This window comes from Pantoea sp. EABMAA-21 (genome assembly GCF_030053335.1).
GTDB classification, from domain to species: domain Bacteria; phylum Pseudomonadota; class Gammaproteobacteria; order Enterobacterales; family Enterobacteriaceae; genus Pantoea; species Pantoea communis.
On sequence record NZ_JASGBX010000007.1, the window covers coordinates 96573 to 117996 of the forward strand.

16 protein-coding genes and 1 riboswitch are annotated in these 21424 nt (G+C 53.3%); of the genes, 7 read left to right on the plus strand and 9 right to left on the minus strand.

The features are described from left to right. The first annotated feature begins 12 nt into the window (after nt 1-12). Nucleotides 13-1149, plus strand: coding sequence for an MFS transporter (locus QMZ65_RS12405; RefSeq protein WP_160833194.1), 1137 nt, complete (start codon nt 13-15; stop codon nt 1147-1149). Nucleotides 1150-1395: 246 nt separating this feature from the next. Then, nucleotides 1396-2196, plus strand: coding sequence for an HAD-IIB family hydrolase (locus tag QMZ65_RS12410; RefSeq protein WP_097117934.1), 801 nt, complete (start codon nt 1396-1398; stop codon nt 2194-2196). Between the two features lie 18 nt (nt 2197-2214). Here QMZ65_RS12410 and QMZ65_RS12415 read toward each other — a convergent pair whose 3' ends face one another. Beyond that, the gene (locus QMZ65_RS12415) at nt 2215-2979 is read right to left on the minus strand and encodes a DeoR/GlpR family DNA-binding transcription regulator (protein WP_097117933.1); all 765 of its coding nucleotides are present in this window, start codon (nt 2977-2979) and stop codon (nt 2215-2217) included. A gap of 243 nt (nt 2980-3222) precedes the next feature. Here QMZ65_RS12415 and QMZ65_RS25350 point away from each other — a divergent pair, with 243 nt between their 5' ends. Further along, nucleotides 3223-3450: a LysE family transporter gene (locus QMZ65_RS25350; protein ID WP_502921526.1), complete on the plus strand. Its 228-nt coding sequence runs from the start codon at nt 3223-3225 to the stop codon at nt 3448-3450. A gap of 569 nt (nt 3451-4019) precedes the next feature. Here the strand turns inward: QMZ65_RS25350 and QMZ65_RS12420 are convergent. The 5 genes from QMZ65_RS12420 to QMZ65_RS12440 form a co-directional block, all read right to left on the minus strand. After that, on the minus strand, nt 4020-4310 hold the full coding sequence (locus tag QMZ65_RS12420) for a Bor family protein (RefSeq protein ID WP_160833193.1): 291 nt from the start codon (nt 4308-4310) through the stop codon (nt 4020-4022). A 456-nt stretch (nt 4311-4766) separates the two neighbouring features. Continuing rightward, nucleotides 4767-5708, minus strand: coding sequence for an alpha/beta fold hydrolase (locus tag QMZ65_RS12425; protein ID WP_283216074.1), 942 nt, complete (start codon nt 5706-5708; stop codon nt 4767-4769). Nucleotides 5709-5812: 104 nt separating this feature from the next. Further along, on the minus strand, nt 5813-6580 hold the full coding sequence (locus QMZ65_RS12430) for a 3-oxoacyl-ACP reductase (RefSeq protein ID WP_283216075.1): 768 nt from the start codon (nt 6578-6580) through the stop codon (nt 5813-5815). A gap of 27 nt (nt 6581-6607) precedes the next feature. After that, nucleotides 6608-8059 carry an acyl-CoA reductase gene (locus QMZ65_RS12435; RefSeq protein ID WP_283216076.1) on the minus strand — a complete coding sequence of 484 codons (1452 nt, stop codon included), beginning with the start codon at nt 8057-8059 and terminating at the stop codon, nt 6608-6610. Beyond that, nucleotides 8056-9138, minus strand: a complete 1083-nt coding sequence (locus QMZ65_RS12440; RefSeq protein WP_283216077.1) for a LuxE/PaaK family acyltransferase — start codon at nt 9136-9138, stop codon at nt 8056-8058. The genes QMZ65_RS12435 and QMZ65_RS12440 overlap by 4 nt, the downstream gene beginning before the upstream one ends. Nucleotides 9139-9236: 98 nt before the next feature. Continuing rightward, nucleotides 9237-9365, minus strand: a riboswitch (TPP riboswitch). A 948-nt stretch (nt 9366-10313) separates the two neighbouring features. Between QMZ65_RS12440 and QMZ65_RS12445 the strand changes: the two genes are divergently transcribed. After that, a complete protein-coding gene (locus QMZ65_RS12445) occupies nt 10314-10628 on the plus strand; it encodes a hypothetical protein (protein WP_283216078.1) in 315 nt (104 codons plus the stop codon). A gap of 117 nt (nt 10629-10745) precedes the next feature. Here the strand turns inward: QMZ65_RS12445 and QMZ65_RS12450 are convergent, their stop codons facing one another. Continuing rightward, entirely contained in the window at nt 10746-13433 is a 2688-nt protein-coding gene (locus QMZ65_RS12450; RefSeq protein ID WP_097117709.1) for a cation-transporting P-type ATPase, read from the minus strand. Between the two features lie 758 nt (nt 13434-14191). Here QMZ65_RS12450 and QMZ65_RS12455 point away from each other — a divergent pair. The 3 genes from QMZ65_RS12455 to QMZ65_RS12465 are packed head-to-tail and all read left to right on the plus strand — an operon-like array spanning nt 14192 to nt 19301. Next, nucleotides 14192-15277, plus strand: coding sequence for an efflux RND transporter periplasmic adaptor subunit (locus QMZ65_RS12455; RefSeq protein WP_283216079.1), 1086 nt, complete (start codon nt 14192-14194; stop codon nt 15275-15277). Beyond that, complete coding sequence (locus QMZ65_RS12460) at nt 15277-18339, plus strand: efflux RND transporter permease subunit (RefSeq protein ID WP_283216080.1); 3063 nt, start codon at nt 15277-15279, stop codon at nt 18337-18339. The genes QMZ65_RS12455 and QMZ65_RS12460 overlap by 1 nt, the downstream gene beginning before the upstream one ends. Then, nucleotides 18336-19301 (plus strand): acyltransferase, encoded by a 966-nt coding sequence (locus QMZ65_RS12465; RefSeq protein ID WP_283216081.1) that lies wholly within the window; start codon nt 18336-18338, stop codon nt 19299-19301. The genes QMZ65_RS12460 and QMZ65_RS12465 overlap by 4 nt, the downstream gene beginning before the upstream one ends. Here the strand turns inward: QMZ65_RS12465 and QMZ65_RS12470 are convergent. Then, the gene (locus QMZ65_RS12470; RefSeq protein WP_283216082.1) at nt 19291-20796 is read right to left on the minus strand and encodes an alpha/beta hydrolase; all 1506 of its coding nucleotides are present in this window, start codon (nt 20794-20796) and stop codon (nt 19291-19293) included. The genes QMZ65_RS12465 and QMZ65_RS12470 overlap by 11 nt on opposite strands. Beyond that, complete coding sequence (gene pagP / locus QMZ65_RS12475; protein ID WP_097117704.1) at nt 20786-21343, minus strand: lipid IV(A) palmitoyltransferase PagP; 558 nt, start codon at nt 21341-21343, stop codon at nt 20786-20788. The genes QMZ65_RS12470 and pagP overlap by 11 nt, the downstream gene beginning before the upstream one ends. Nucleotides 21344-21424 lie beyond the last annotated feature (81 nt).

Sequence of the window (21424 nt, forward strand, 5' to 3'; positions counted from 1 at the left end):
GGAAAGCCAGAGATGAACGAAAGACTCGCGACACGGATGATATTTTTTATCGCAGGCCTTGTGACTGCTGCCTGGGCCGTGATTGTGCCCTTTGCACGATTTAATACCGGCGTAGATGAGGGAGTGCTGGGCACATTACTGTTATGCCTTGGCTTTGGCGCGATGATGGCTATGCCGGTAACGGGTGCGCTGACATCCCGCTTTGGCTGCAGGGCGGTCATAGTCGCCGCCGTTGCTGTTATTATCCTTTCATTGCCTTTTCTGGCTTTTGTAAGCACGCCCCTGCTGCTAGGCGTCGCCCTGTTCATTTTTGGCATTGGCATCGGGGTAACCGACTGCGCCATGAACGTCCAGGCAATCCTTGTGGAAAAAAACGCGGACAGGCCGTTGATGTCAGGCTTTCATGGGATGTACAGCGCAGGAGGAATAGCCGGCGCCGGCGCCATGACAGGCTTACTCTCTCTGGGACTCAGTATCGTTTCTTCCACGCTTTTAATCCTGGCGGCGGTCTTTATGATTTTTCTGCTCAGCTACAGAAAGCTGCTCCCCTACGCTAATCCTGCTGAAGGACCGGCTTTTGCCGTGCCTAAAGGAACCGTACTGATACTGGGGCTTATCTGCTTCATCATCTTTATGGCTGAGGGAACTGTACTGGACTGGAGTGCAGTTTATCTTGTGGACAGCCGGGGCATTTCTTCATCGTTGGGCGGGCTCGGTTTTGCGGCGTTTGCCACAGCCATGACCGCAGGGAGGCTAGGTGGAGACTACATCGTTCAGCGGGCAGGCGCGCTTGTGGTCGTGGTAGCTGGTGCAGCCGCGGCCGTAGCGGGATTTCTGATAATCATTTACAGCACTCCGCTGCCGCTGCTGCTCTCCGGATATCTGCTTATCGGCATCGGCTGCGCGAATATCGTTCCGGTCATGTTCTCGCAGATTGGTAAACAGGACAGCATGCCTCAGATGGTGGCGGTTCCGGCTGTCACGACGCTGGGTTACATTGGCGTTCTTGCCGGCCCCGCCGTAATCGGGTATATCGCACATCACGCTTCGCTATCTCACGGTTTTGTTTTTGTCATTGCGTTGCTGCTGATGGCGCTGCTGCTTTCATTCAGTATTCGTCACCTGTTAAGGCCCGAGCGGCAGGCCTGATATTGACCGCAGAATTATCACTACCCTGCATCCAGGCCGCATGGCTTCGTGCAGGGCTCCCACCCTTTGAAAATGAATTATCATGTATTAAGAATCTGGCACCCCACCAAGTCATCATAAATTAACACAATGTCGCACATTCGAGCATGAGATGCTAAAGTCTATTTCGCAGCGTAGCTGCTGCGTCGAAAGAATGCTGTCTGGTGTTGGCAGCGTAGTCATAATCTCTTGAATGAAGGTGGCATGATGATAAAGCTGGTTATCACTGATCTGGACGGCACTTTTCTCAACAGCCAGGGCGACTATGACAGAGCGTTATTTGCCGAAGTCAGGCAACTCATGGCAGACAAGAACGTGCAGTTTGCAGCCTGCACCGGTAAGCAGTGTGAGAGGGTCGAGGAACTGTTTGGCGAACTGAGTGAGGATATCTGGATCGTCGGCGACAGCGCAACGCGCATTAAATACAATGGCGGGTTTATGTTTCAGTTTTTAATCGCCAATGTCCTCGGACTTGCCATCATTAATACACTCAGAAACGTCAGCCAGAGCCATGTTGTTATTGCCTGTACGCCGGAAGGCGCGATCGTGCATGCTGACACGCCCCAGCGGCTGAAAGACAAAATAAGACGATCCTACACGCGACTGACCGAAACCCACGACTTCAGTTCCGTGATAAGCGACTTTGTAAAAATCACGGTATTCGATGAAGAAGGAAACTGTCCCGCCACGCGCCCGCATCTCGCTCCCTTCGAAGAAGAAGTTTACATTGTGGTATCAGAGGCGGCATGGATTGATATTGCTGGTTACGGTATCCATAAAGGCACCACCGTCCGTAAGCTGCAGCAGATGCTGAACGTAACGGCAGAACAGACGATGGCTTTTGGGGACGGTTATAACGATATAGAGCTGCTGGAACAGGCCGGTTACAGCTTCGCCATGCGTAACGCTTTCGACGAGACCAAAGCGAAGGCGCGTTTTATTACCGGTACGAACGATGAGAACGCCGTTCTGGAAACGATAAAACGTATGCTCGCGCTTCAGAGTTAAGCCAGCATAGATTGTGTATTATTCTGCGACCAGCAGCTGCACGTTAATATGAGAAAATGACGACGGGTTCGTTGAGCTGCTGACCACAATAATATCGATGTCATCGCACGGTGCAACCTTGTAGCGCGCTACCTGAGGCATTTTATCTGCGATGACGGCCGCGACAATTTCATTACCCTGCTTCAGCAGTTCTTTTTTGAAACAGGCATCCTCATAGTACACTGCGGTCAGGCCGGCTTCAGGATCGAGGCCGCATACGCCAATGAAAATCTGGTCAAACAAAATGTCCCTGACCTGGCTAATCGGCTCAGCTCCCAGTACGCTTCCCGTCTGCGGATAAACCTTTCCTCCCAAAAGAATAAGCTCAATTTGATCACGGCCGCTAAGTGAAGCTGCAATCTGCGGCGAATTTGTGACAATGGTGAGAGACATCTGCGCCGGAATAAAATCAACCATTGAGAGGTACGTGGAACCCGCATCGATGAAAATGCATGTATCGGATCTGATTAGCCCGGCGCAGCACTGTGCAACATTTGCCTTCTCGTTAACGCTCTGCAGTACACGGGTATCGAAGCTGGCAGATTGTTTGAACTGGCTGACGGCACCGCCATAGACTTTTTTGCACACACCAAGCCTCGCCAGCTCCTGGAGATCCCTGCGTATGGTATGTTCAGACACACCTAACTGTCGGGCAATATCCGCCCCTACCACCCTGCCTGACTCTTCAAGTATGTTTCGGATCAATGCCTGCCGTTGCTCCGGAAATACATCGTAATCGCTCATGTTTTCGCCCTGAAATCGCATGATTTTCCATAAAGTAACATAATCATGCATTCATTGCTGGCAGCCCGCTGGAGTTTACACCTTGAGGTCATTGGTGTCAGGAACCACGCTGTTGATAAATCTAAGTACGGATTTGATAGCCTGTTTGGAAGAGAGCGAGTCTTTTAGATGCGCCTTGCGAATCCACAGTCCATCGATCAGCGCATGGACGTCAAAAGCCAGCCTGCCGGCATGCGCAATAGAATGCTGCTTCCGGTAGTCTCAGGCATGATTCTGGGATATTTAGTCATAACAATTGTCGTTGGGGCGGGCGTCGGAGCAATGTTATCCCGCGTGCCGTTATTCCTGACGGTGCTCACCTACGCCGGAGCGTCCTATCTACTGTGGCTAGGGGTGAGCGTAGTGTGTGATCGTCCGATTACTTCTTTGGCCATTTTATTAGGCATTAAACTGGTTTCGTACGCTGATTAAAGGGTTTGGCATAAGTGGGTTCAATCCGAATGCGCTATTATTTTTCCTGGGGCTTATGCCGCAGTTCACAAGCCGTTACGCGGGCTTCCTGCTGGTGCGCAAATTTTCTTTATGAGGCTAATACAGATATTCAACTGCGCAGTGATCTACAGTGCTGTTGGGATCGGCTCGAAAGCGATTCTGCGCACGAGGCCTGCGGCGGCGCGAAGAGTCAGCCAGTTCTCGGACATAGTCATGATTGTCATTGCCTTCCTGCTCATCGATGATCAGGTCACTATCGCTATGAAATAACAACATCAGAAATTTAAGATTCAACAGAGGTCTGCTTCACGCCCTGAGACATTCGACAAGCTTTTATGGCTTCAGTCAGTCCGCTTTGTGCTGTGAGTTCAATGGCTCGATGCAACGCTATCCTTAATCAAGGGGGACGTTGCCTGAACTCGTTTCGAGTAACGTCGTCAACAGGCAAGCCGCGCAGCGGTACGACAGCAGAATTTAATAGTTACAATGAACTAATGCGATTAAATAACAGGCGCAAGATTAGGCCGGCGAGCCGGCCTGAGGCATTATCAGATGGCGCAATAAACGCGCGCTTCTCGTGGAGTGTAGATACCAAACGTCACCACACTCAGTAAGCCATTAACAAACGTCTGCTGAACTTCAACCCGACTAACTTTTTCCTGGCCGCCGCACACCTGCGCCGCATCAATGCTCTTACGCTGACCGATACCTGAAATAAAGAACGGCTGGCTGGTGGTTTTCGTCGCCGCGCCAACTTGATTCTGTTTCATTACGAAAGTCTGCTGCGCACAGCCGGTTAAACTCAGAGCCAACAACGCCGCAACACAAAGCTTGTTCATAAATATCCTTATCGCCTGAAATGAAAAAATAAATGCTGAGTGAAATCATCACTCAGCCAGCAATCAGGTTATCGACAACGAAAGCGGAAACATGAGAAAGAATTTCAAGTACGCCTAACGGATACGTTTTGCATAATAGTACAGCTATAAAAAAACCTGCACAGCAGGGGGCTTTTTATGTTTACCGCAGCGTTTCCGCTTAGCGAATCAAATGGTAGAAGAACTTTTTGACACCATCGAGAAAGCTTTTGAATGAGGACTGTTCTTCTCACCCGCCGCACCAACAAAGCTCTATTCCAGCTCACGAAGCAGCGACTTATGCTGCTCGCTCACAGCGGTTCTTTCCGTCTCATCCCCACATCTCTTTCACGTCAGACATGCATCCTACGCAATATCTCCGCCCTACACTCTAATGCACCGAAGCAACGGCCAATTCCGGCCGTTCCTCCCAAAATCTCATTCAGTTTGTGGCTGCATCTGGCTAACATCGCCATTCAAAAACGACTCAACTGCTTCGGAAAATCGCTCAGGCTGATCGAGCATAACAAAGTGAAAACTGTCATCGATCCGTTTGAAGTGGATATCGGGTGCAGAAGCATAGGCTTGACGGTACATCGTATCCACGCTGGCTGCAGGTACGCCAAATACAGTGTCATACGCATATACGACCTCAATCGGCGCTTTAATGCGGCCAAGCTCAGGACGCAAATCGGTGATCATCACTTCATACACGGCATCGGCAATGGTTTTACGATCGGAATCAATTCCCGCAGCCACCAGTGCAGGCCTCACCGCCTCGGTCTTCGCTAAACGGGCGATGGATGCTTTCTGAAACTCCGTGAATTGCTCCGGCGACTGCCCCAAAATTAAATTTCGCGTCGCAGTGGCCTGCGGGGCGACCGTTTCGCTGGTCGCCGCTGGATTGAACATCAATGAATAGAACGGCAACGCATCAACGATCATCACGCGCCCCACCAGGTCAGGATGACGAGCAGCCAGCATCAATGCCATTTCTCCCCCAAGGGAATGGCCAATGATCGTCGGGGCTTTGATGTGCTGGACGTGAATATATGCAGCGATGGCGTCAACTGCCGGTGCCATGATTTTCCCGTCCGGGTTGGCAATGGCAGCCGTATTCGCGAAGCCTGCAAGCTCGATAAGATGAATGCGATGGTTCTTGCGTAATTTTGCAGATAAATCGGCCCAAACGTCGCGCGATGACGCCAGCCCCGGAATCAATATGACATCTGTTCCCGTTCCTTGCGTCTCCACGGAGATTCGCTGTGAGTTCGGATGTTCTGGAGGTACAGGCAATGGCTGAGCGGCAGACGCCGATACTAAGCTCGACGCCATTAAAAGCGTTCCACCGATGACGGCACGGATAGTTGCGGCATTCATTAAACCTCCCTGTTTATGTTAAGCGGCGTTAGCAAATTGATAAATCAGTGATCAGACTAACGCTAACCCATCGTGCTGCCAACAATATCAGCGTTCGGCCCCCGTCATCCCATCACCAACCCACCATCAACATACAGCGTTTGCCCGGTGACAAACTCGCTCCATTCTGAGGCTAAAAACATCACCGGACCGGCGACATCCACTGGCTCGGCAATTCGGCGCAGCGGCGTTTGTGCGGTGATAAAATCGCGCACGTCTTCTCGCGTCGCACTGCTGGCATCCGTGGGATAGACCAGACCCGGCGCAACACAGTTCACGCGAATCCCCAGCGGCCCCAGTTCAGCGGCGAGTGAACGGCTAAAGCCTATTAATGCGGATTTCGCCGTGACGTAATCGTGGTAAGGAACAGAGGGACGGGCCACCAGATCGCTGGAAAGATTGATAATGCTGCCGCGTGTGCGTGAGCGCATCAGCGGCAACGCAGCCTGGCAGACGTTGTAGGCCGCGCCGACGGCACCGTCAAACTGGCTTTGGTAGCCCTGCCATGAGGTTTCCCAAAAGCGCTGTCGATTATCAGTATCGAAAACATAGGGTGCGAAAGCATTGTTCACCACCGCATCCAGACGACCCGTGGTGTTAGCGATCTGCTCCATCATCACCGCTACCTGCTCTGCTGAGGTGACATCGGCTCGAAAGGCGATGGCCGAACCGCCCAGTGCTTCACAGCTTTTTACCACTTCCATCGCTGCTGCTTCACTGCGCAGGTAGTTCACCACCACCAGCGCGCCTTCTGCGGCGAACGCTTTTGCGATAGCCGCGCCAATTCCCCGGCTTGCGCCCGTCACCAAAATCGTTTGATCAGCAAATTTCATCGGTTACCTCCTGTAAAATACGTGGGTTCAATCCGCATACGGCGCATAGCGCTCGGCGGCAGTTTCTGCAGATGCCTCTATTTCCGTGATAGTGACCAGATCCAGCAGGCTGAAGCGGCCATCGTGGTGCCATCCGGCGGCGGGCGAGGTCATGCTGCCAAAGGCGGTAATGCGGGTAATGCCTGCTTGCCCTAGCCGCGCGGCGAGATCAAATAGCTCGCGCGGAGTGGCCGCCACCGCCGCGGTTTGCAGATAAATTTTCTGCTGCGAAATCAATGCAATCGCATCCTCAATCTCATCAACGGCCACCACTTTAAGCGTGCGTCCGAGTGCCGACGGCATCAGAGCTTCGGGGCCATCTACTACCACCACCGACCAGCTGTCCGTTGGCTCGCCGAACAGGATGCGATCGTCCTGCAACGCGCGAATCTCTTCACGGCTGCGCCACGCCGCCACGCTGTTCACCTCAGCCGAAGAGAGCGCGCGACGCGGGTATTTGCGCGCCAGCGCACGCAGTTCATGGGCGATATACTCCGCGAATTCCTGCGGCGTAATGCGTCCGCCGCGTTCGACAAACAGCATTTGCGGTGAGTAACAGCCCGCCTGGTCATAACGCATCACGTCATAGGCCGCGCGCTGCGCCAAATCGACGCCCTGCCTTGTATCCAGCGCCGAACGCGCCACCAGTCCCACGCTGATTTTATGGCCGTGCGGCAGAAAACGCGTGGTGACCGGCAGTTGCTGTTTGAGGGCAGCCAGCGCGGCATTACCACCGTAAGCCATCACCACGTCAGGCTGTGTTAACCAGTGTTTTTCTGCTTCGGCTTCGCCGCCTTTCCACCACACTACCGCCAGGCATTCGCCAAGCTGGGGATCGATCTCAGCCAGCAGTTGTGCGAACCAGCCCGCCATCAGCGGTTCAGCACCTGGCAATTTGCCCACGCTGCCCGCTTTCACCAGCAATCCACAAATCAGACTCCACAGCGGTAGACCCGGCACATTTCCTGCCCAGATATGCATGAGCAGATCTGGGCCAAATGCCCGTGCGAAGCCGCCATTAGGTCGAGGCTGAAAATCATCCAGCAGCTGTGGATCGTTAAAGTCCTCGGCTAAAAAGCGCTTGAGCTGCGGCTGTCGAAAAGTTTTAAGGTATCCGGTCAGCCCAAGGCGAATCATCTCAGCGTCATAACCGGTGACAATCGGCAGCAGCATTTCGGCCTTGCGGCGCAGTGGATGGCTTCGATCCAGCAAACGTGCAATGACCTCATCAATAATCGCCACGATCTTCGCCACGCTCAGCGTCTTAAGATAAGCGCGAGCGTGATCGCGCAGATGTGCGCTGAGAAGTGTAATTTGTGCCGGATTCAGATCGGGCACGTCGACATCCAGGTGCTGGCCGTGATGGCTAAAACTCAGCGTGCGCCACTGCACCTCTTCAGGTGATAAACATCCCGGTAGATAACCCGCGACCTCTTTCACACTGCACCCTGCGCAGCAGCCAGGAACTCTTCCATCGCCAGCGAACAGCCCTTCGCATCCGCTCCGGTGACCCGGCCCAGCAGGTGGAAGCCGCCCGCCACTGCCCGGCCAGCATCTTCCGTCAGCAATGCAGACACCGAATTGAAGTGGGCCAGATCGTGGTGCACCAGCACGCCAATCTCACCTTGCGGCACCTCTTCGCCCGTCAGCGGATTGACCACGCGCGTGCGGATCCAGTGCGGGCCGGATTTCACCGAGGGACAGGCAACGTTGCCGTCATCATAAAACTGGCTGCTCAGTTCGGTCATGCCGTACATGTTGATGCAGTGCGTGCGCGGCACGCCCAACGACGCACTGAGTTCGGCGTAAAACTGCTCGGCCTCAATCTCACGGGATTGTCCCTTAAATCCACCGGTATCCAAAATTCGGCTGCCAGCGGGTAATGCAAAATGTCGCCCCTGGCGCTGCAGTTCGTCGAGCAGATGGACAAAGCTGTAGCTCGCGCCCAGCAGCGCATAAGGTTCGCCCTGCGCTTCAGCCTGCTCCAACGCAGCAAACAGGCGATCCATCGCGATACCGCGGTCATCCAGCAGCACTTCGCTCTCGGCGGTGCCAAATTTTTCCACCGCTAACGTCAGGTAATGGGCCAGCGAAGAGTTGGGCAGCGCCCGATTATCAGGGAACAAAATGCCCATGCGAATCCGCTCTTCGCCCGCCATAAAGCGCTGGCGGAAATTCTGCATCATTGAGCATTTCCAGACATCGAGTGTCGGATGATAGCTGCGACCTTTCACCGTGCCGGTCGTACCGCTGGTCATAAACATCGCTTCGACGTCATCGGTGGCATGGCAGCTCAGCGTCAGATCCTTAAACGCAGTAATGGGAATCGCCGGGATGGCGCGCCAGTTTTTCACCGTAAAGGGTGTGCGGCCGCGTTGCATGGCGAAGCGGCGATAAGGGGTATTGTGTTCGAATTGATAAGCGAAGATGGCGAGCGCCAGGCGGTTAAAATCGTCGTCGGTTGTGTCCTGACGCTGAAGAAAGGTCAGCAAAGCGTCGATCAAAGCAGCTTCAGTCATATGCGGGTCCACCAGTTGCGATTGCGCGAAATTTCTCAGGCCGGGCCTGATGAGTAGAGTCTGTCCGCTACAAGCACAAAGATGGGATCAGGACGCAGTGTCGCCCTGTGTTCCGCTCCCTACGCCGGTATTAGCCGGATCAGGTTCGTAGGGTCACCACGTTGCCAACGCGAAAACGCTGGCGGGTAGAATCTCAGCCCGCTAACCGGGCACCCCCTGGAACAGGTCGCAGTCAATCAAAAGGCCGCTCAATAAAACCTCAATCAACTCACTGATTTTATTAAGCTTACTTTAAATCTACTGCAGACGGTCGTTAAAGGTTAAACCATTTGCTGTTTTAACACACTGATCTTTTTATCTGACCAGATGCACGACGAGCGTTTCAGCTTCGCGGTGATTCATTGATTAATGTGAATAGTCCTGCTGAATGAGTGAGCTGTGAGTTTTTATCATCAGATACTTCTGACCTCAGCATTAATGTAGGAAAAAATGTCATGAGAATGCCATAACTCTACCATTAACAAGTTATTAACCAGGATATTTGATGTACTTTGGCTTTAATGCCCGTTTTATTTGTTCGAGTCCCTCTTCAATAAATCTCACAGGATTTTTTTGTGATACGTAATATTCAGATTTTATCCCAACCATTATCAGATAATGACCAGGCGACATCGGCAATACACATCAATTCATTTCATCAAATAAACCAAAAATACTATTGATTTTCCGCTAGTTAGACCGGAGACTGTTTGTGAAGCACTTAAGGGAATTTAAAATGAAGACTTCCGCTAAGGTTGGAGCACTCAGTGCCCTGGGGATTTTTTTTGTCTGCGTCGGGTTATGAGGTATATTTGCGGAGCGTAGAGAACCAAAAAAGATGAAATAGCCTGTGTGACCGTTCACAGTCGTGATGCGGTTATTGCCGTAGAAAAAGATCTCCTCAATAAATCCGATACCGAGATGTTTGGGAAAAATAGAATCACCCTGGGCTCTCTTCTGGTCCACAATGAAGGCGTAGCAAAAAAATGGTACACGTATTATCGTTCCGTTTACTTTGGCGAGCCATCGTGGGCAAACTGAGTTTCAGGCCGTAGTGAGATGTTCAAATTTACAAGATATTGAATACGATAAACTTTAATGAGTCCATTGACTCACGCAGCAAACGGATAAAAACCATGTATAAGGCAACGAAATATTACGTCTGCGATCACGCCCGCAGGGGCTTGCTGTTGCATACCGCAGGATGTGAACAATTACCCGGTATCGATTCACGGGCGTTTATTGGCAGTATGTATAACCACAGCCAGGCATTAACCGTCGCCGCAGCGCAATATACGAATGTTCATTACTGCTCGTGCTGTATCACTGTGAATAAGACTACCGAGCCAGAAAAATCCAAGGCAGCTATGCCAGCACTGTGCAGGGCGACAAAACCAAAGAGAAAGAAACCGGTGAAGATTGTCGAACCCGTGCGACACTTTCCTCTCTGACTTGATGACAGCAAATGTCCTGCAACGTTTAAATCCCATCTTTTGGCTCGAAATCTACATGTATCGTCTTAAACACCGCCCGCCTCGCTGACACCAGCGTGACGGGCGGCAGCAGACTCAAGCCGTTCTGAATCGCCGGGTAAGTGGTTTCTCGACTTCAACAATTAGGAACATCACGAAACCGATGATGAAGGTAATGACCCAATAACGGAATGGCAGTCCAGTGGTACCGAATAGCAGCTGCATAAATGGCGCATAGATGATCAGCAGTTGCAGCACCAGCAGCACCGCGCTAACGATCCAAATACCTTTGTTCATCAGCAACCCTTTACTCAGAGAGAAGCCGTCCGACACACGGCAATTGAGCATATAGAACCACTGCGCGGTAACCAGCGTCTGTAACAGCACGGTGCGGATAAACTCAGGGGAATAGCCACGCGGCTGCAGCCAGGCTTCCAGCACAAACGCACTTATCGCAATCATTGAACCAACAAACACCACGCGCCAGATGGCGAATCCATCCATCACATGCAATTTGGGATCGCGCGGCGGTCGGCGCATGATGTTTTTTTCACCCTCTTCAAATGCCAGACCAAACGACAGCGTGGCCGACGTCGCCATGTTCATCCATAGAATCAGTACCGGCGTGAGCGGAATGAGATTCCCTGCCAGCAGCGCGATGATGATCAACAATCCCTGCGCGAGGTTGGTGGGCATAATAAACAAGATGGTTTTTTTCAGATTGTCATAAACCCGGCGCCCTTCCCTTACTGCGCTGGCAATGGTGGCGAAGTTGTCATCCGTGAGCACCATATCGGCGGCTTCCTTGGTCACTTCGGTGCCTTTAATACCCATCGCGATACCGACATCGGCGCGCTTCAGGGCGGGCGCATCGTTCACGCCGTCCCCGGTCATACCGACCACCTCTTGCTTACTCTGCAACGCCTGAACCAGACGGAATTTATCCTCCGGACTGGTGCGGGCAAAGATGTCGTAGGCCTGCGCGGCATCACTCAACTGGTGATCGTCCATCACTTCCAGTTCACGCCCGGTGATGGCTGAGCCTGCATTGCCAATCCCCAGCATCTGCCCAATGCTCATCGCGGTTTGCGGGTGGTCTCCGGTGATCATTTTGACGCGTATGCCGGCTTGCAGACAGTCACGAATCGCGGTGATGGCTTCAGGGCGCGGCGGGTCCATCATTCCGGCAATGCCGAGCAGAATGACGCCCTGTTGCAGATCCTGATGGGTGAGTTCAGTTTGTCCCGGTAACGCCGGTTTCCAGGCTGCCGCCACCATGCGCAGCCCTTCGCGCGCATACTCTTCAATCTTGCCTTCCCACCAGCTGATATCGAGCGGTTGCAGGCCGTGCTCGGTTTGCTGCTGCTGACAAAGCCGGAACAGCACATCCGGCGCGCCGGTGATCAGCACGCGCTCTTCGTCACCAATGCGGTACAACGTCGACATGTATTTGTATTGCGAATCAAACGGAATTTTACTGCGTAACTCGGTGGTGACCACCGGCAACTGCCCTTTGGCGGCCAGTACCTTGAGTGCGCCTTCTGTCGGCCCTCCGGTGATCTTCCAGAAGCCGCTCTCATCCTTAATCAACTGACTGTCATTACACAGATCGATGGTGCGCAGATATTGTTCAAGCAAGGACCCGCCCGTGACGGTAATCGGCACGGCGTCATCCGCTTTATGAATGGCACCAACCGGTTCATAGCTGTCACCGTCTACCCGATAGATATGGTCGGCGGTGATCACCGCTTTGACCGTCATCTCATTCATGGTCAACGTGCCGGTTTTATCTGAGCAGATCACCGTCATCGCACCCAGCGTTTCCACCGTCGGCAGCTTGCGAATGATCGCCTGCTGCTTCGCCATGGTCTGCACGCCAAGTGAGAGGATGATGGAGATGATGGCGGGTAAACCTTCGGGCACCGACGCCACCGCCAGACTGATCAATGACAGCATCAGTTCAGAGACCGGCATATCGCGGAACAGCAGGCTGAAGACGAACAGTGCCGCCATCATCGCGAGAATAATCAGGAAGATGGCTTTCCCTAACTTGTCCATTTGCACCAGCAACGGCGTGCGGTGTTTTTCGATATCGGACATCATCTGGTTGATGTGCCCCAGTTCGGTCTCTCCACCTGTAGCCACCACCAGCCCTTTACCGCCACCAGAACTGACCGTTGTTCCCGAAAACAGTAAATTGGTGCGGTCGCCTAACGGAAGTTCGCCCGCAAGCGCATCGGTGGTTTTCTCTACCACCGTGGATTCCCCGGTGAGTATCGCCTCTTCGACGCGCAGATTGTGGGCTTCGATCACGCGCAGGTCGGCAGGAATACGATCCCCGGCGCGGATCACCACCACATCACCCGGCACCAGCGCGGTGGTCGGCAAGGTTTCATGGTTACCGGCGCGGATCACCACCGTTTCACTGGAGAGCATATTGCGTATGCTTTGCAGGGATTTTTCCGCGTTACTTTCCTGGATATGACCAATCAACGCGTTGACCACTGCCACACCGAGAATGACCAGTGTATCGACCCAATGGCCCATCACTGCCGTCAGCAGCGCGGCAGCGAGTAACACGTAAATCAGTACATCGTTAAAATGGGCGAGGAAGCGCAGCCATGCTGGCTTGCCCGGTTTTTGTGGCAGGGCATTTTCACCGTACTGTTGTAAGCGGGCCGTGGCTTCACTACCCGAGATACCTTCGAGTGAACTCTCTGTCTGGCTCAAGGTTTCATCGACAGAAAGCTGATAGTACGACCTTTCCGATTTAGCAGTATTCATCGCTTTCTCCTCAAATCCTGTTTCGGAAATCAAGGCGGTGACATCGCGTTATTAACAGATCCACTTCAAATACAAAGACAAACATCTACGCACTGCCTGAGGTGAGTCCCGTTTATAACTGAAAGACATGTCATTAATGGCTGCTCAACGAAATTGAGCAGGGAAATAATCTATACGACAAACTTTTGACAAGAGAAATGAACGTTATAAACGTAGCACAGGCTATTCAACTCATTCTGCTTTTATGAGGAAAGTCATCCGTAATCAAAAAACAATTTTTAGCGTAAATTTAAACCAAAGATAAATAAGCCGTTTTTAACGAAAATAAATTAACCCGCCCCTATGTTAATGAAATGGCGAGAAAAGCCACACTTTGTGTTTATGTTGTTAATGTGGTTTAAAGCTCTATTTAAATCAAACAAATCAGATTTAAATTCCATGAGTTGCGATAAAGTTATTGCGTTTATCAAACTTTACATTTTTGGATATCCACAGCTATGCTCATCCTTAACAAATAAACCTTAACCGTCACTCCTATCCGTCCGCAGTGAGATGACTCTATTTCGCCCACTGTTAATGGAGGTAACGATGCCGGACTATAGTCTGCTGCGCCTGAGTCTTTATGTGGTTATCGCTATTGTAACCTGTTCTGCCGTGGGGTTATTTACCTACGCCGTCGTTTCAATGCTCGGCGAATAAGAACCTCGCTAATAATAACGCCAATAATTAATTCAATATTGCTGATTGAGGACAAACTCGTGACGCGTTATTTTCCGCTGATCGCCATTGTTATATTGATAACAACAGGTTGCGATCAAAAAAAAACGGAAGTTACTCCTTTGCCGCGCATGGTGAAAGTGGTTCAGGTAGTGGCTTCCGGTGAGGCTCAGCAACGCATCTTCCCCGCACGCATTGAATCGGGGGATTCCACCGACCTCTCCTTTAAACGAGGTGGACAGATCGACGCCCTGGAAATTCGCCAGGGCAACAATGTGACACAGGGACAAGTGATCGCCAGACTGGTAGCACGAGAGGCGCAGCAGCGCGTTAACGAACGACAGACCGCCGCCACCCTCGCTCAGCGACAGTTTGCACGATTCCAGACGCTATCTGGCCGCCAGGCGATCTCACAGGCTGAAATGGACGTGCAGCGCGCGAACCGCGATGCTGCCAACGCGGCCTTGCAAATTGCCCGTGAAGAGTTAAGCCAGATGACCTTAACCGCGCCTTTTAGCGGCACCGCGGCGACGGTCAATGTGCGTAATCATCAGGTGATTGCGGCGGGCCAGACCATCGCCACGTTAACGCGCACCGACCTGCTTGATGTGGTGTTTAACGTGCCGGAAAACCTGTTCACCGCGCTGGATATCCGCAACATGACGTATCGCCCGGTAGTGAGGATTAACACGCTGCCGGATCGCGAATTTCAGGCTGAATACAAAGAGCACACCGGTAGCAGTAGCAGCAACACACTGACCTGGCAGGTGATCTTAACCATGCCGCGCCCTGCCGATTTTCCGGCCGTGGGCGGTGTCAGTGGTACTGTCACCATCAATCTGGCCAATCTTCCCGCCAATGTGAATCACGCTGCGCTGGTCGTTCCGGTCGAAGCGGTGTTTAACCCCGACAGCCACCAGCGCAATGAGCCTCATGTCTGGGTGGTGCAAGGCAGCGGCGATCAGCTGAAGCTGGAAGATCGTAAGGTCGTCGTCGGCGATGTCACAAACCAGGGCGTGGTGATCACCGGTGGACTGAAAGCCGGTGAACGCGTGGTCGCAGCAGGCGTCAATGAGTTACATGCGCAACAGCCGGTACGCATCTGGACGCGTGAGCGAGGGCTGTAATGGACATCTCCAAACAGTTTATCGATAACCCGATTCGCGTCTGGCTGGCGATTTTGCTATTAGGGCTAGGGGGTATTTTTGCCCTGCTGAATATTGGTCGCCTGGAAGACCCCGCTTTTACCATTAAAACCGCCGTGGTGGTCACACAATACCCTGGCGCATCTGCGCAGCAGGTGGAAGAAGAGGTGACGCTGCCGCTGGAAAATGCCCTGCAGCAGTTGCCCTATCTGGACAGCGTCAGTTCCATCTCCTCCAACGGCCTGTCACAAATTACGGTGAATATTGCGTCACGCTATCACTCTAACGAACTGCCACAAATCTGGGATGAGCTGCGGCGGCGCGTCGGTGATGCATCACGCTTCTTCCCGCCCGGCGTGGCGGCGCCTTTCGTTAACGATGATTTTGGCGACGTGTTCGGCTTTTTCTTCGCCATTTCCGGTGACAACTTCAGCAATCCTGAATTAGTGCAATATGCCGAACAGCTGCGGCGAGAACTGGTTCTGGTGCCCGGCGTAGGCAAGGTGGCGATTGGCGGCGCGATTCCGCAGCAAATCAACGTTGATGTTTCGCTGACAAAAATGGCGGCGCGCGGTATCACTCCGGCGCAACTCTCCGCCGCACTGAGCCGTCTGAACGTGGTTTCCAGCGCGGGAGAGATCAAATCCGGCTCCGAATCGATTCGTCTGCATCCTACCGGGGAATTTAAAAATATCGATGAGCTGAGCGATCTGCTTATCAGCCCCGTTGGCGACACTGCCACCACCCGCTTGCGCGACATCGCCACGCTGTCTCGCGGGTTGAGCGAATCCCCTTCCAGCATCTATCACGCCAACGGCCGTCCGGCGGTCACCATGGGCGTCTCCTATATCCCTGGCGTCAACGTGATTGACGTAGGTCGTGCACTGGAAGCCAAACTGCAGCAGATGTCGGCAGAAAAACCAGCCGGTATCCAAATCAATACGTTTTACGATCAGGCTGCGGAAGTGGCGCACTCCGTCAACGGCTTTATCACCAACTTCCTGATGGCGCTGGCGATTGTGGTGGGCGTGCTGCTGATCTTTATGGGCGTACGCAGCGGCATCATTATTGCGCTCTCGCTGGCGCTGAACGTGCTGGGCACCCTGCTAATCATGTATTTGTGGGGCATTGAGCTACAGCGTATTTCACTGGGAGCGCTGATTATCGCCCTCAGTATGTTGGTGGATAACGCGATTGTGATCGTCGAAGGGGTATTGATTGCACGTCAGCAAGGCTCATCGCGTACCTCGGCGATCAACTTTGTTATCCGGCGCTCGGCCTTCCCGCTTCTGGGAGCCACGGTAATCGCAATACTGGCGTTTGCGCCGATTGGTTTGTCGCAGGATTCCACCGGTGAGTACTGCAAATCGCTGTTCCAGGTGTTGCTGATTTCGCTGATGTTGAGTTGGTTCTCGGCGTTAACCATCACGCCGGTGTTGATCAAATGGTGGCTGTTTAAAACGAGTAGCACGGCAACACCCGCCGCTGAAGCCTCGCCCTATGATGGCGGTTTTTATCGACTCTACCAACGCACGCTCAACGCGCTGCTACAGCAGAAAACCCTCACGCTTTCAGTGATGGCCGTTCTGCTGGCACTGGCGATTTGGGGTTTTGGTGGCGTGCGGCAAAACTTCTTCCCCTCGTCTAATACGCCGATCTTCTTTGTCGATTTGTGGTTGCCATACGGCACGGACATCAAAGCCACCGAGCAAATGGCCAGCGATATTGAAAAGTCGATCACCGGGCAGCAAGGCGTGGTGTCTACGGTCACCACCGTCGGCCAGGGCAGCATGCGCTTTATCCTCACTTACAATGGACAGCGCCAATACAGCAACTATGCGCAAATCATGGTGCGCATGGACGATCAGCGCAATATCGCCGCGCTGTCGCGCCGTGTGGATAACTATATTGCCCGCCAGTATCCGCAGGTGAATGCCAGCACCAAACGGGTGATGTTTGGTCCTTCCGGCGGCAGCGCCATTGAAGTACGCATCAAAGGCCCCGATCCCGACCGCATGCGACTGATTGCCAGTGAAGTGGGTGATATCCTCGCGCAGGATCCCGCCACCGACAGCGTGCGCAATGACTGGCAAAACCGCAGCAAGGTTATCCGTCCACAGTTTAATCCGGCGCTGGGCCGCGAGCTGGGGGTGGATAAACAGGAAATCGATAACGCGCTGCAAATGAATTTCACCGGCAGCCGGGTGGGCTTATATCGTGAAGGCGCAGATTTACTGCCAGTGGTGGTGCGCCCGCCCGCCAGCGAACGCCAGAATGCCAATCATCTGAACAACGTGCTGGTGTGGAGCCAAAGCCAGCAGCATTACATTCCGCTGAGTAATGTAGTGAGTGGCTTTAATCTTGAATGGGAAGATCCATTAATTCTGCGTCGCGATCGCAGTCGCGTGCTGACGGTGATGACCGATCCCAGCCCGCTCAGCAGCGATACCTCCGGTGATATTCTGTCACGCGTGCGACCGCAAATTGATCAGCTCCCACTGCCGCACGGCTACAGCATTGAATGGGGCGGCGATGCCGAAAACTCCAGCGAAGCGCAGCAAGGCGTGTTCACCACGTTGCCGTTGGGCTATCTGGTGATGTTTGTCATTACCGTGCTGATGTTTAGCTCCGTAAAAAATGCCGTGGCGATCTGGCTAACGGTGCCATTGGCGCTAATCGGCGTGACGCCGGGCTTTTTGCTCACCGGTATTCCGTTTGGCTTTATGGCACTGATCGGCTTGCTGAGCCTGAGCGGCATGCTGATCCGCAATGGCATTGTGTTGGTGGAAGAGATTGAACAGCAAAAACAGGACAAAACGCAGCACGACGCGATTCTGTATGCCGCCACGTCGCGCTTGCGCCCCATCCTGCTGACCGCGTTCACCACAGTGTTAGGCCTGGCACCGCTGCTGCGCGATGTGTTTTTCCAGAGCATGGCGGTGGTGATTATGTTCGGGCTGGGCTTCGCAACGATACTGACGCTGCTGGTTCTGCCGGTGATTTATGCCTGCTTCCACCGCGCTGAGAAAGCGACGTCAACATGAACGCCACCGGGCTGAATGTCATTAAGACACTCGGCTGCATGGCGGCCGTGACCTTTTTTACGCTGTATAACACCTGGGACCGCTACGATTATGATTACCACTGGATTCTGGCGTTCCTGACGTTTATCTCCACCATCGCCACCCCGCTGTTTTTTGTGGTGGCGGGCATTATGGATAGCCACGCCGAGCAGGATTTACGTTGGCAGCTCAACAAGATCCGCAATGTGGTGATCGTGTTTCTGTTCTGGATGACGATTTACTATCTCTGGGAACCTTACCAGCGCGGCTATCTGATTCAGCCGTGGTTTGTGTTCTCGTTTATCGTGATCTACAGCTTCAATCCGCTGCTCAGCTGGCTCAGCCTTCATCGCCTGGCGTTTTGCGCGCTGGTCGGCGCCCTGTTGCTGTTTTCCTATGGCTACGATTTGCTGTCGGTGCTCTATCCCGAGGTGCGAGTGTTTAGCCTCGCGCCGCAATACCGTATCTGGACCTGGCTGCTGTTTTACCTCACCGGCCAGCTATTGTGTGAACCGGTGATTGCCGACTGGCTGAGTCGGAGAAGAGTCGCCCTTTTCGCTACCTGCGCCCTGCCGTTTATTTATCTGTTCACCTGGTTGTACGAGCAGCACTTCTTCTTCGCGCTGTTTAAAGCCGATCGCAATGCTTTCCTCCTCACCGGCTCACAAATCTACCTGCTGGTGGTCGCACTGGTGTTAGCCGCCAGCGGCGTGCGCTTTCGCCGCCATATCGCCCTCAAAGAGACGCTGCTGGCTACCGTGAGTAAAACCATGACCGGGGTGTACATCATGCACTACTCAGTGTTTCATATCGTCACCGCGTTGATCCCGATTAACTCGCTGGCCACTAAACTCACGCTGATTGTGCTGACCTTTGTGCTCTCGGTGTTGCTGGCCCGACTGATTCTCGCCAACGGGCTGCTGAAAAAAGTCATTACTCTTTAAGGCACTGTTGCAGATCCGGCTGCTGACCGCAGGCAGTTCGTCCATTTATTTGCGCCATCATATAAGTGAAAAACGGATTGGAGGTATTACGCATCAGCGTGTCGAGCCCAACGGTAAGACTGGAAGTTTCTCCACGCAGTGAGATGGTGCCGAGGCTGATGCCATAAAGATTTTTTTCAGTGGGTTCGCGGCCATACAGCGAATCGGTGAGAGGGAATGGGACAGCGATATGCGACAAGGAATACATATCCTGCGGCCACGCCAGATGCAGCGGACGCGTCACTTCGTTGGTTTGATCGGCAGGCGTGATGCGGGCGACCACGTCATAAGTGGTGGGCGACGCGTTAGTGATCACCGTTGTGGCGTAATGACGCGGCGCGGCAGGCAGTAAGTCGTTGACCGCTGAATACAGTGCAGGCCGGAACAGCGCGCGTAAGTTGGCCGCCTGGTTGATATCGAAAATCACTAACTGACTGCCGTTGTCCGGCAGGTAACGGTACAGCGCATTCACCACCGCGCGGGTACTGACAGTGGAATCGAGGATCGACTGGAACGACAGCACCGGTGGTAAGCCACGTATTTCGCCATCGCGTGCGAGTTGCACAATCTGTTCCTGCAACGCCTGTGTTAACAGCCAGGACTGACGCGCTGCTCGCACCGGGAACGAGTTGTATTTAAACGGGTTATATTCCGGCACGATATTGAGCCACGCCGCTTTGGCAAACACCGGGAACACCGCTGGCCATCCCGCTAACCCCGCAAAACGGGCGTATGCCGTCACACCAATCATCGGTGACAACAACACCACCTGTTGTGGTTTGCGCAGATTTTGATTCTGCTGAGCATCGAGCACATATTTCATCGCCAGCGCGCCGCCGTTGGAGTAGCCCACCAGATGCAACGGGACTTGCGTTCCCGCTAAGCGCGTGGCTTCACGTACGGCCAGACGCGTCGCGGCCAGCCACATTTTCCAGTCCACTTTGGTCAATGAGCCGGGTGCCGTGCCGTGGCCGGGTAATCTCGGTACTACCGCAACATAGCCTTGTTGCTGATAAGCCTGCGCCAGATAGCGCATGCTGTAAGGTGAATCCGTTAAACCGTGCAACAGCACCACCGCGCCTTTAATTTCACCAGCGGGTTTGAGTACAAACGAACGGTTCCAGTCGGTGGCAAATCCTGCCGGATAGACCGGGCTTTGCGCATAATAGCGGTTAAGCGAGGTTTTCTCTTCAACGCTAAGTTGATCCGTGACGTTGTGTTTCATCTGCTTGAAGATCACATTTTCCTGCGCCAGATAATCGTCGAAGGTGGCGTGATCTATTTGCTCCACCGTCATTTCATCAGCCGCCCAGGTGTGCCAGCGATGCAGCGGCGGCCCCTGCTCAGACTGATATCCACGAATCAGCAAAAACATGATCAGCAAAGAAACCACGCTCAGGGCGATTATCTTCAGCCACTTAAGCACGGGAGAACGCTGCACCCTGTCAGAAACCATAGCGGAACCAGGCAAACAGCACGTTGCCGTTGTTGTAGCTACCCGGAATATAGGTGAACTGCACGTTAAGATTTTTATAACCTGCGGAGAACAGCGGCAGGACAATCGGCAGTGGCACATAGTTGGCAAAATCATCACGCGCGGTGATGCCAGCGGTTAACCCTAGCCCTAAGCGTACATCGCGTGCCTCATCGAGATACCAGCCTTTCTCCCAGCCGTAACCGATAATCGGCTGCCACATGTTGTGCGAATCCTTAAACGCCATCGCATACAGCGCGCTCCAGTCACCGTCCTCGTTGTAGCGCGACACACCAAAACCCCCGCCCCACGGCGATTCGTTGTAGTTGTCGGTTTTGTCTTTGTCGTAGGCGAAACGCGCATGCCAGCTGATAAACGGTAGGTAGATATCGTAATACTGAGGCTGTTCCCAGGTTTGCGAGACATCCTGCTTCAGCCATTCCCAGCCATCACTCAATGTGCCCGCCGCCAGAGCCGGGAAGGTCAGAACACTCAACGAGATGCACAACGCCACCAGAAAATTACGCATGGGTTATCCTTCTGCAAAAGCACCGATGATAGTGAGCAAGGGAAACATCCAGCATGATCTGTGTGCCCATACCGGGCAGAC

Bases quoted from the DNA above. Each gene is read 5' to 3' on its own strand.
- QMZ65_RS12470 (WP_283216082.1), bottom strand. From the start codon at position 20,796: ATGGTTTCTGACAGGGTGCAGCGTTCTCCCGTGCTTAAGTGGCTGAAG.
- QMZ65_RS12440 (WP_283216077.1), bottom strand. From the start codon at position 9,138: ATGACTGAAGCTGCTTTGATCGACGCTTTGCTGACCTTTCTTCAGCGT.
- QMZ65_RS12430 (WP_283216075.1), bottom strand. From the start codon at position 6,580: ATGAAATTTGCTGATCAAACGATTTTGGTGACGGGCGCAAGCCGGGGA.
- QMZ65_RS12425 (WP_283216074.1), bottom strand. From the start codon at position 5,708: ATGAATGCCGCAACTATCCGTGCCGTCATCGGTGGAACGCTTTTAATG.
- QMZ65_RS12450 (WP_097117709.1), bottom strand. From the start codon at position 13,433: ATGAATACTGCTAAATCGGAAAGGTCGTACTATCAGCTTTCTGTCGAT.
- QMZ65_RS12460 (WP_283216080.1), top strand. From the start codon at position 15,277: ATGGACATCTCCAAACAGTTTATCGATAACCCGATTCGCGTCTGGCTG.
- QMZ65_RS12415 (WP_097117933.1), bottom strand. From the start codon at position 2,979: ATGAGCGATTACGATGTATTTCCGGAGCAACGGCAGGCATTGATCCGA.
- pagP (WP_097117704.1), bottom strand. From the start codon at position 21,343: ATGCGTAATTTTCTGGTGGCGTTGTGCATCTCGTTGAGTGTTCTGACC.
- QMZ65_RS12405 (WP_160833194.1), top strand. From the start codon at position 13: ATGAACGAAAGACTCGCGACACGGATGATATTTTTTATCGCAGGCCTT.
- QMZ65_RS12410 (WP_097117934.1), top strand. From the start codon at position 1,396: ATGATAAAGCTGGTTATCACTGATCTGGACGGCACTTTTCTCAACAGC.
- QMZ65_RS12420 (WP_160833193.1), bottom strand. From the start codon at position 4,310: ATGAACAAGCTTTGTGTTGCGGCGTTGTTGGCTCTGAGTTTAACCGGC.
- QMZ65_RS12465 (WP_283216081.1), top strand. From the start codon at position 18,336: ATGAACGCCACCGGGCTGAATGTCATTAAGACACTCGGCTGCATGGCG.
- QMZ65_RS25350 (WP_502921526.1), top strand. From the start codon at position 3,223: ATGCTGCTTCCGGTAGTCTCAGGCATGATTCTGGGATATTTAGTCATA.
- QMZ65_RS12445 (WP_283216078.1), top strand. From the start codon at position 10,314: ATGTATAAGGCAACGAAATATTACGTCTGCGATCACGCCCGCAGGGGC.